At 56.6% G+C, this 3,723-nt stretch carries 2 protein-coding genes; both read left to right on the top strand.

All coding sequences use genetic code 11. The annotated features are described in order from the left end of the window. Positions 1–2,587, top strand: a 2,587-nt coding sequence (locus EOL86_12820) for a DUF1939 domain-containing protein (GenBank protein ID NCD26457.1), incomplete at its 5' end; no start/stop codon positions are given. Then, the gene (locus tag EOL86_12815) at positions 2,584–3,405 is read left to right on the top strand and encodes a PEP-CTERM sorting domain-containing protein (protein NCD26456.1); all 822 of its coding nucleotides are present in this window, start codon (positions 2,584–2,586) and stop codon (positions 3,403–3,405) included. The genes EOL86_12820 and EOL86_12815, both read left to right, overlap by 4 nt. Positions 3,406–3,723 lie beyond the last annotated feature (318 nt).

Here is a 3,723-nt window from a genome sequence, read left to right as displayed (position 1 = left end):
GATCATTCCCATCACGGTGGCACCGTTCAAAGTTGTCGTTGTGGAGAGCACCGATCCAGCCGGCGACGACAGTGGAACGGAAGTTTTCGACGTTTCCTCGGCGGGCCGGATGCTGCCCTATGCGACGGGAGGCGATGCGCGCGGCCACGGCCAGATTCACGGTGGCATTTTCTTCAACCACGATGGCACCAACCTATATGTTGGGGTCGCGGGTCTTGAGAAGAACGGCAACAACGCGCTGATGATCTATCTCGACACCGACGGCACCAACGGCGGCGCGGCCTCGCTGGCCGGGATTTCCAACAATCCCAGCGCGTTCGGTCAGGCGAACAACCTTTCCTTTAGTAGCGCCAACTTCACGCCGAACGTCGGGATTCTGGTCGGTGATCGTTACGCGGACGGAAAGAACGACGTTTCAAGCATGGGCTTGGGCCAGGGCGTTTACAGGTTGACGCCGACGACCGTCAGCAATTTTCCCGGTTTCACGTCCAGTTCAGGCGCAATCTCGCAATGGGGCGACCGTGGAACCAATTCAGCCAACGCCGGGGTCGAAATCAAACTGGCCTTGACCAATCTCGGCTTGAGCGCCAGCAATACATTCAAAGCGGCGGCCATCATCTGCGGCGGCACCTGGGGGGTGAACGACCGCTGGTTTTCGGGCGAATGCTACGGCGAGAGCGCCAGCGGAACCTTGACAAACAACAACTTCGAGAGCAGCGCGATTACGCTGATCGGGGCGCAAGTGTTTCTTTCCGGCGTCCGCGCGCCCACGCCGAACGCCGCGCCGCCGGTGAACGACGATGATGTCATGCTGCAAGGCTACTATTGGAAAGTGCCGTTTGTTCCTACGAGCAACACGACAACGATGACCCTGGCGGGCAGCCTTAATGGGTGGAACGCCGGGTTAAACAATATGGCTCTGGTCGGAAACTACACATGGGAATACATTCATAACTTCGCCGCGCCGACGTCCGGGGTTCAAGTCAAGTTCGTGTCCAACGGAAACTGGACAAACCAGAGTTGGGGCGACAACTCGATGACCAACACGGGCCTGCCCATTACGAACGAATTGGCAAATTCGGGCGGGGCCAACATCACAATCCCGGGGACGGTGAGTGGGTTGATCCGCTTCCGCATCAATACGGACTCGCAACGCTACGACGTGGAGTCGGTGACGAACGGCACGGTGACCAAGCTGTTCCAAGGCTATTCCACGAACTTCTGGTATCCCGAGTTGACCCAGCTTGTTCAAACGGGGCGCTTGTCCAAATTCACGATGGTCTGGATGCCGCCGCCGCAGAAGTGCAACAGCGGCAGGAATAGCGTTGGCTACGATCCGTTCGACTATTACGACATCGGGACCTATGCCGAAAAGTTTAGCGTGGAAACGCGATACGGGAGCGAGGCGCACCTCAAATCCTGCGTGGCGGCGATGCAGAACCAGGGCATCCTGCCCATCGTGGACCTGGTGATGAACCACATGAATGGTGGCTACACGGCGGAGGGCGGTACGAATCGCTACAACTACCAGCCGGAGTACCACGAGATATTCGAGAAGCCGGACCCGGCGGGCAACAATACAAACCAATATTTCAACGTGAACTACGGCAACCAACCCTTCAGTTATGATGCGAATTATGGCAACCCCGACGGCGTGAATGCATGGGACGCTTCGGCGACTTCGGCGGATGTGAGCCAGCGGCACCCTTATCAGCGGCACGGCCTAAAAAACTGGGCGACCTGGGCCAGTGGCAAGGCAGGCTATCGCGGCTACCGCTGGGACGTGGCCCAGAACATCGAGCCATGGTTCATCTCCGAACTGATGAGCGCCCCCGCCATGAAGGATCAATTCAGCGTCATGGAGTTTTGGGCGGACAGCGAGCAAGCTACGGTCGAAGAATTCGAGACATGGATCGAACTCACCGACCGCCGCGCGGCCATGTTTGACCAGCGTCTGTACTTCCACTTGGAGGACATGTGTAACTTCAACGGCACATTCAAGATGAGCCTCCTCCGGTCTGCTGGGCTTCAAGCTGTCAACCCCCAATGGGCGGTGACGCTTGCGGGGGATCATGACAAGATCAGACCCTATGGCGAGGGTTCGCCTGCCAAGACTGGCATAACGAAGGACAAGGCCATGGCCTATGCGTTTATCCTTATTTCCGAAGGCGTGCCAATGGTGGCATACAATGACTATTTCGTCGGCCCATACGCGGATCCGAATCCTCCGAATGATGCCATTGATGACGGCTGGACTGGGACGCCGTTGACAAACGAGATAGATCGGTTGATTGATGCCCGGTGGAGGTTCGCTTCCGGTTCATCCACTTATCTTTCCACGGCGAACACAAACGACCTTTTCATCCTTAAACGCACGGGCAACGGAACAAAGCCGGGTTGTATTCTAGTTCTGAATGATCATGCAGCCATGACGCTTTCCAACACCGTGAATACTGGCTGGGCCAACACCAACTTGGTGGATTTCATCAACGCCAACGTGACCGTGCAGACCGACGGAAGCGGAAATGCGGCACTCAGCGCTCCGGCGCGCGGCTATCGCGTGTTCATCAGACAGGGGGACCTGTGAAATTAGGAAAATACGTCACCGTCAGTGTTTTTATTTTGGCGGTATTACGCGGTATTGTTCCCGCGGATGGCGGCGTGGTCGGATATTGGCGATTCGAGGACGGGGGCGGCGGAACTGCGGTGGATGAAACCGGTAGATACAATGGAGACCTGACAGGTTTCTATTATCATGATCCGGGCATCGGAGATACAGAGCATGCACAAGGCTGGAGCACGAATGTATCCGCCGCGACCGTGCCGCAAACCGGAGCTGCAAACACCGGCTCGATTCACATGGGCGGTGGAGGGGCATATGTCGATTTGAGCAACGGCCAGGACATGTTTCTGGGCACGAGCTATACGGTGGAGATGTTCATGAGACCGGACATGCCTATTATCGGCTCGTCGGTGTTCGGACTTAGCGGTTGGTCGGGCATAGGATTATCTTTAACCGAATCGCTAGGCGTTCTGTATTGGAACATGAGCTTCAACTCTGAAATGCCATATACATTGGCAACCGGCGTCGAAATTGACGCTTGGCAGCATGTGGCGTTGGTGAAAATTCCAGGGCAATACAGCATCTATATCAATGGCCTTCTTGAGGCAACGGGCGGAGTCGGCAGCAATGGGGACGGCCCCTATTGGTTTCCCGGCACGGACAACTCTGGCGACCGAGTCATCGGCGGCGACAGCGGGACGTTTCGCGGCTGGCTGGACGAATTCCGGATCAGCGACACGGCGCTGACGCCAGACCAGTTTCTTTGTGCCATTCCGGAACCGTCCACACTGGGGCTGATGCTGCTGGGCGCGGCGGGGCTGGCATGGCGGAGGCGGATGTGAAATGGCGTTAAAACGCATCACCGGCCCGGGGATAATATTGGCCAGATTCGCGCCTTGAAACGCCTTATTCCACCTTGTTTTTCCTGGTTCGGTTTGATCTCCCCCGAAAAATGGGCGGATTTCGAGGGTTGTGTGATCAATTTCAAATCCCGTTATCCACCCCATTTTTAAGGGGTTTTTAAGCACTTTTCAAATCATTGGCCAGATTGTGGCCAGATGGAGAAGTATTTTCGCGCTTCCGAGGGGGTCGCCGCCCGCCGATCATGGGCCGGCAAAGACGGCATGAACAACAGCCCCATTTGAGCTTTGACGGCTTGA

Source organism: Deltaproteobacteria bacterium (assembly GCA_009930495.1).
GTDB lineage: Bacteria > Desulfobacterota > Desulfovibrionia > Desulfovibrionales > Desulfomicrobiaceae > Desulfomicrobium.
The sequence above is the reverse complement of the archived record's forward strand: the minus strand, read 5'-3'. Positions and strand labels throughout refer to the sequence as shown.